The organism is Pantoea sp. CTOTU49201, assembly GCF_032054795.1.
Lineage (GTDB): Bacteria > Pseudomonadota > Gammaproteobacteria > Enterobacterales > Enterobacteriaceae > Pantoea > Pantoea symbiotica.
This window is the reverse complement of record NZ_DAMBSA010000346.1, coordinates 1-5,066: the sequence shown is the minus strand read 5'-3', so window position 1 is coordinate 5,066 and position 5,066 is coordinate 1. Positions and strand designations below refer to the sequence as shown.

The 5,066-nt window shown below is 56.0% G+C and carries 3 protein-coding genes; 2 read left to right on the top strand and 1 reads right to left on the bottom strand.

What is annotated here, in order from left to right:
• Positions 1-16 precede the first annotated feature (16 nt).
• Positions 17-1,345 (top strand): NAD(P)/FAD-dependent oxidoreductase, encoded by a 1,329-nt coding sequence (locus RTY00_RS19565; RefSeq protein WP_409519152.1) that lies wholly within the window; start codon positions 17-19, stop codon positions 1,343-1,345.
• Between the two features lie 96 nt (positions 1,346-1,441).
• Here the strand turns inward: RTY00_RS19565 and RTY00_RS19560 are convergent, their stop codons facing one another.
• Positions 1,442-2,728, bottom strand: a complete 1,287-nt coding sequence (locus RTY00_RS19560; RefSeq protein WP_312665634.1) for a PAS domain-containing methyl-accepting chemotaxis protein — start codon at positions 2,726-2,728, stop codon at positions 1,442-1,444.
• Between the two features lie 450 nt (positions 2,729-3,178).
• Here RTY00_RS19560 and RTY00_RS19555 point away from each other — a divergent pair.
• On the top strand, positions 3,179-5,066 hold a 1,888-nt coding region (locus RTY00_RS19555; RefSeq protein WP_312665632.1), incomplete at its 3' end, for an autotransporter domain-containing protein.

Here is a 5,066-nt window from a genome sequence, read left to right as displayed (position 1 = left end):
TGCAGGACTTGAGATGGTGCGCATAAAAATCAATGCAGTAGCAGACAGTGAACGCTTTCCCGAATCCGTTGATGTGATAGTCATTGGCGGCGGCATTATTGGCACGTCGGTGAGTTACGAACTGGCAAAACAGGGCGTTTCAGTAGCGCTGTTTGAAAAGGGCGTGATCGGCGGCGAACAATCCGGTCGAAACTGGGGCTGGGTTCGCCAGCAAAACCGCGACCTGTATGAGCTGCCGATGGCGATGCGCAGTTTGCAGCGCTGGGACGAGTTGAGCAGCGAAATCGGCCTCGATCTCGGCTTCTCGCGTCAGGGCATTACTTACGGCACGCAGAGCGAAAGCGATTTGGCGCGCTGGGAAGCGTGGGGCAAACAGGCGCAGCAGATTGGCTTCGTTAGCCATCTGATGACTGCGCAAGAGACGCGCGAGCGCATCGGTAACAATGCGCCGTGGATTGGTGGCGTGTGGTCGCCCAGCGATGGTCGCGCGGAGCCGTCACTGGCAGCACCGGCGATTGCTACCGGCGCGAAAAACCTCGGCGCATCGATCCAGCAAAACTGCGCGGTACGCGGACTGGATGTTTCCGGCGGACGCGTGACCGGCGTCTGGACCGAGCGCGGCCTGGTGAAAGCCAATCGCGTGATATGCTGCGGCGGCGCGTGGAGCTCACGCTTCTGCAAGCAATACGGCATCGAACTGCCGAGCGCCAATATTCTGGGTACCGCGTTCAAAACCACGGCGGCACCTGAAGTGATCAAAGGTTGTCTCAGCACCGGCGGGTTGTGCATTCGTCGTCGCCAGGATGGCAGCTACACCGTGGCGCTCTCCGGACGCGGGCAAATTGACCTCGCACCGCAAAACATCCGTTACGCCACCAAGTTCTATCCGATGTTTCGCAGCAAGATCGCTAAGAAGCTGAAGATGCGCATTAATGGCTCGTTCTTCAACGGTCCGGAAGCCGCCGGTTCGTGGTCCAATCAAGGTGTGTCGCCGTTTGAGAAGATCCGCACCCTTGATCCGGCACCGGATAACGGCATTGTGCAGGAAGCGATGCAGGCGCTGGTGCAGCTTTATCCGGAGTTGAACGGCATTAAAGTGGATCACGCGTGGGGCGGCTGGATTGATACCACGCCGGATCTGGTGCCGGTGATTGATGAGATGACCAGCATGCCGGGCTTGTTTATCGCCTCCGGCTTTAGCGGCCACGGTTTTGGTATCGGGCCGGGCGCAGGCTTGCTGTGCGCGCAGATGGTGAATAACAAACCGTTGTTCACCGATATGAAGCCGTACAGTCTGGCGCGTTTCGCCAAAGGTCAGGCGATCCGTGAACCGCAGATGATGTAATCACTACCGTGCGACCGTAGGGTCGTCATTCATGACGACCTTTCCGCTGACCGCACGATACGCTTTTCAGGTCGCCATAAATGGCGACCCTACAAATCACACATCTAACCGATGAATCACGTTCACAAACTCATGTACGCCGCTGTTAATTTCACGCAGGCTGCGTGACAGCACGCTGATTTTATCCTGTTCGGTCACCACAAACTGCTTCACCTCATTGAGCTGCTGCTCCATCTGCGCAATCAAACTGGCGTTATGTTCCACCACCTGGGTGATCTGCTTGGTGGCGCTGGAGGTGGATGCCGCCAAACGTCGTACTTCACCCGCCACCACGCTGAATCCACGGCCCGCTTCACCGGCGCGCGCCGACTCAATCGCCGCATTCAGCGCCAGAATATTGGTTTGCGAGGCAATCAGGTTGATGGTCTCGACCACTTCGCTAATGCTTTTCGCAGAGGCGTTGAGCTCGGCACCAATCGCCGTCGCTGCATTGACTTGCACCGCCACCAGTCCAGAGTTGCGGATGGTTTCATCCAGCACCTCATTGGCGTTGTCGGTGATTTGTGAGGTCTCTTCAGATGTGGTCAGCGCGATGTCGGCCACACGCTTGGCGGCTTCCACGCGCGCGGTGATATCCGAGGCGATTTTGATCACCTTGTAGACCTTGCCATCCGCGTCATAAACCGGGTTGTAGCTAGCTTCAAGCCAGATGCGTTCGCCGCTGGCGGTTTTTCGTTCGAAGCGGCCAACAAAGTGTTCACCTTTGGCCATCTTGCGCCAGAAGTCCGGATTTTCGCGGTAGAAGTTATCGAAGCAGAAAATACGATGATGTTGCCCAACAACCGAATCCAGCTCGTATCCCATGTGCTTCAGGAAATTATTGTTGGCCGTGAGGATTTGACCCTCTGGGGTAAATTCGATTACCGCCATGGAAAGATCCAGCGCGGTGATCACCACTTCTTTGTGCTCCAGCTCCTGATGACGTTCTGTAATATCCGAAGCCACCTTGATCACTTTGTAAACATGGCCTTTGTCATCGCTCACCGGGAAATAGGTGGCGCTGAGATAGAAGCGCTGGCCTTGCTTATTGAAGCGCTCAAAAATGCCAGTTACCGATTCGCCCGACGCCAGCGTTTGCCAGAATGCGAGGTAGTTGGAAGATTGGCTGTGTTGCGGGCTGCAGAAGATGCGGTGATGTTTCCCCTGAATCTCATTCAGCTGGTAGCCGGTGGTGGCAAGGAAGAGGTGATTGGCAGTGAGAATCTCGCCATTGGGCGTAAATTCAATCCATGCCACATGCTGTTTGATCGCATTGATATCTTTAACCACATCGCCACTTTTATAAAACGGCAAGGTAAGACTCGACTTTTTCACACCAAACATGGGAAGCCTCAGGCGATTATTGTGCTGTTGAACGTAAGGCGTGCAGCACCAATCTGCTCACGTTCAGGACGTGTCGCTTAGGCTGCCCGCAGATCCCCTTCGCCGTACACTTCAAAGTGTCTCTGTGCGCCGCAGCGCCGCATGGGGGTATTTAATTAACCGACCTGATGTTTTCAAAGGTACCGATCAGAGCGTAGTCGAACTCTGCATCGTTAGTTATCGGCGGCCTTATTTAAAGGTTTAATTTAAATGCATGTAAAAGAGCTGTTCATAAACTTTGGTTAATTTGCCGCTGCAAACTGGCATAACGCCTCCTTCCTGACTAAACAGTTAAACGTCCTTGATATTTTCCTTACGCATTCCTGATGCGATGTTGCGGGTTCGCTTGATGCGCGGACCTAACCTTTTGCCGGTCAGACGACGTAACTCTGGCCCATCACGGAGTTGATGATGAACAACCACAAATCTGCGCTTTCCGCTGTCGCCATCGCCACACTTAGCGCGTTGCTGACGCCTGTTCCCGCGCTGGCATGGGATAGCCTGACCGTGTTTGGCGATAGCCTAAGTGATAGCGGCAACGTGGGCCGCTTTACCTTCGACGGTGCACAACATCCTTTATATGACGAGATTCTTGCCGCGCATTTAGGTGAGGACTTGCAACGTTCTTCGTTGGGCGGCAGCAATTATGCGCAGGGCGGCGCGGTGTCGGTGCCGAAGCTCGATCCGGATTTAAACACTCAGGATCAACTGGCGGGTTATCTCGCCTCAACCGGCGGCCGCGCTGACAGCAACGGTTTGTACATCCATTGGGTCGGTGCCAACGACATCGCCGCTGCCGTCATCAATCCGTTAACCGCCAGCGAAACCATCAGTAACAGCGCCAATCAATCGGTTGCACAGATCAAAACGCTGCTGGATGCCGGCGCGGGAGCGGTAATCGTGCCCACGGTTCCGCAACTCGGTTCAACGCCTTATATGATCCAAACGGTGCTGCGCGTGTTAGGCACTGCAGCCACGCCAGCCATGGTGGCGGCGTTTCAGTCGCTGGATAGCGTCACTACGCCAGATAAAGCCGCGCGACAACAGGCGGTGCAGGATGCCTTTACGCAAGCAGCGGGGGAAGTCTCTTCCGTTCCGGCGGTGCGCGACGCGCTGGCGCAGCAGCTCTACACCGCATGGCAGGAACTCAGCGAGCAGGTTACCGCGCTGTCCGACGGTTATAACCAGCAGGAAGAAGCGGGACTGGCGACACTGAATGGCAATATTGTGCGCGTTGACATCGCCGGGCTGTTCGATGAAGTGATCGCCAATCCGACGCAATATGGCTTAACCAACACCATCGGCATTGCGTGTCCTATCGGGACGTCAGCGGATGAGTGCCAATCCAGCACGCCAGGTTTCTCCAGCGCGCAGGATTACCTGTTTGCCGATCGCCTGCATCCAAGCCCAGCGGTGCACGCGATGATCGCAGATTACATCCAGTCTATTCTGGATGCACCGGCGCAAGTGGCGGCGCTGTCACAATCGCCACTGATGATGGCGCGTGACACACAAAACACGCTCGATGGGCATTTGCAGCAGCAGCGTCAGCAGCCTGCCAGCGCCGGACAGTTCACGGTGTTTGGCGGTTACGCCGGGCAGCATGTTGATTATCAGGGCGACAGCTGGAGCAACGGCGATGCTAATACCACCAACTTAACGCTCGGTATCGGCTATCAGCTCACCGACAACTGGCAAACCGGCGTGCTGTTCTCCAACACCAATCAGCGCCAGGAACCTTCTTCCAACTACGATTACAAACTGCGCGGCAATTTAGTGGCGCTATATAGCCAGTTGACGATGTTCGATCAGGGCTGGATCAACGCCGATCTGCACTATGCCGATCTCGATTTCGACAGCATTGAGCGTGATATCCACATCGGCCCGGCCAAACGTACCGAGCAGGGCAGCACCAGCGGTAAACTGCTTGGCATGCGCGTGCAAACCGGCTGGACGTTGCCGCTAACCGAAAATCTCAGCACCGGACCGGTCGCCAGTTATGCGCTGGATTACGGTCGCGTCGGCGGTTATAGCGAGAACAGCGACAGTAGCACCGCGATGCGCTACTCCGATCAAACCACCCATTCACAGATCGGCTCAGTCGGCTGGCGCATCGACAGCAAACAGTGGGTGGTGAATCCGTGGGCGCAGGTGAGTTATAACCATCAGTTTGGCGATTCCGATTCAACGGTGCGCGCCGGGCTGAAATCGACCCGCACCTCGTTCGAGCGCAGCATTGAGGCGCGTGATAAAAACTGGCTCGATCTGTCGGTGGGCGCCAACGTGCCGTTCGGCGAAA

Coding starts and splice junctions, on each gene's coding strand:
- RTY00_RS19560 (WP_312665634.1), bottom strand. CDS start 2,728: ATGTTTGGTGTGAAAAAGTCGAGTCTTACCTTGCCGTTTTATAAAAGT.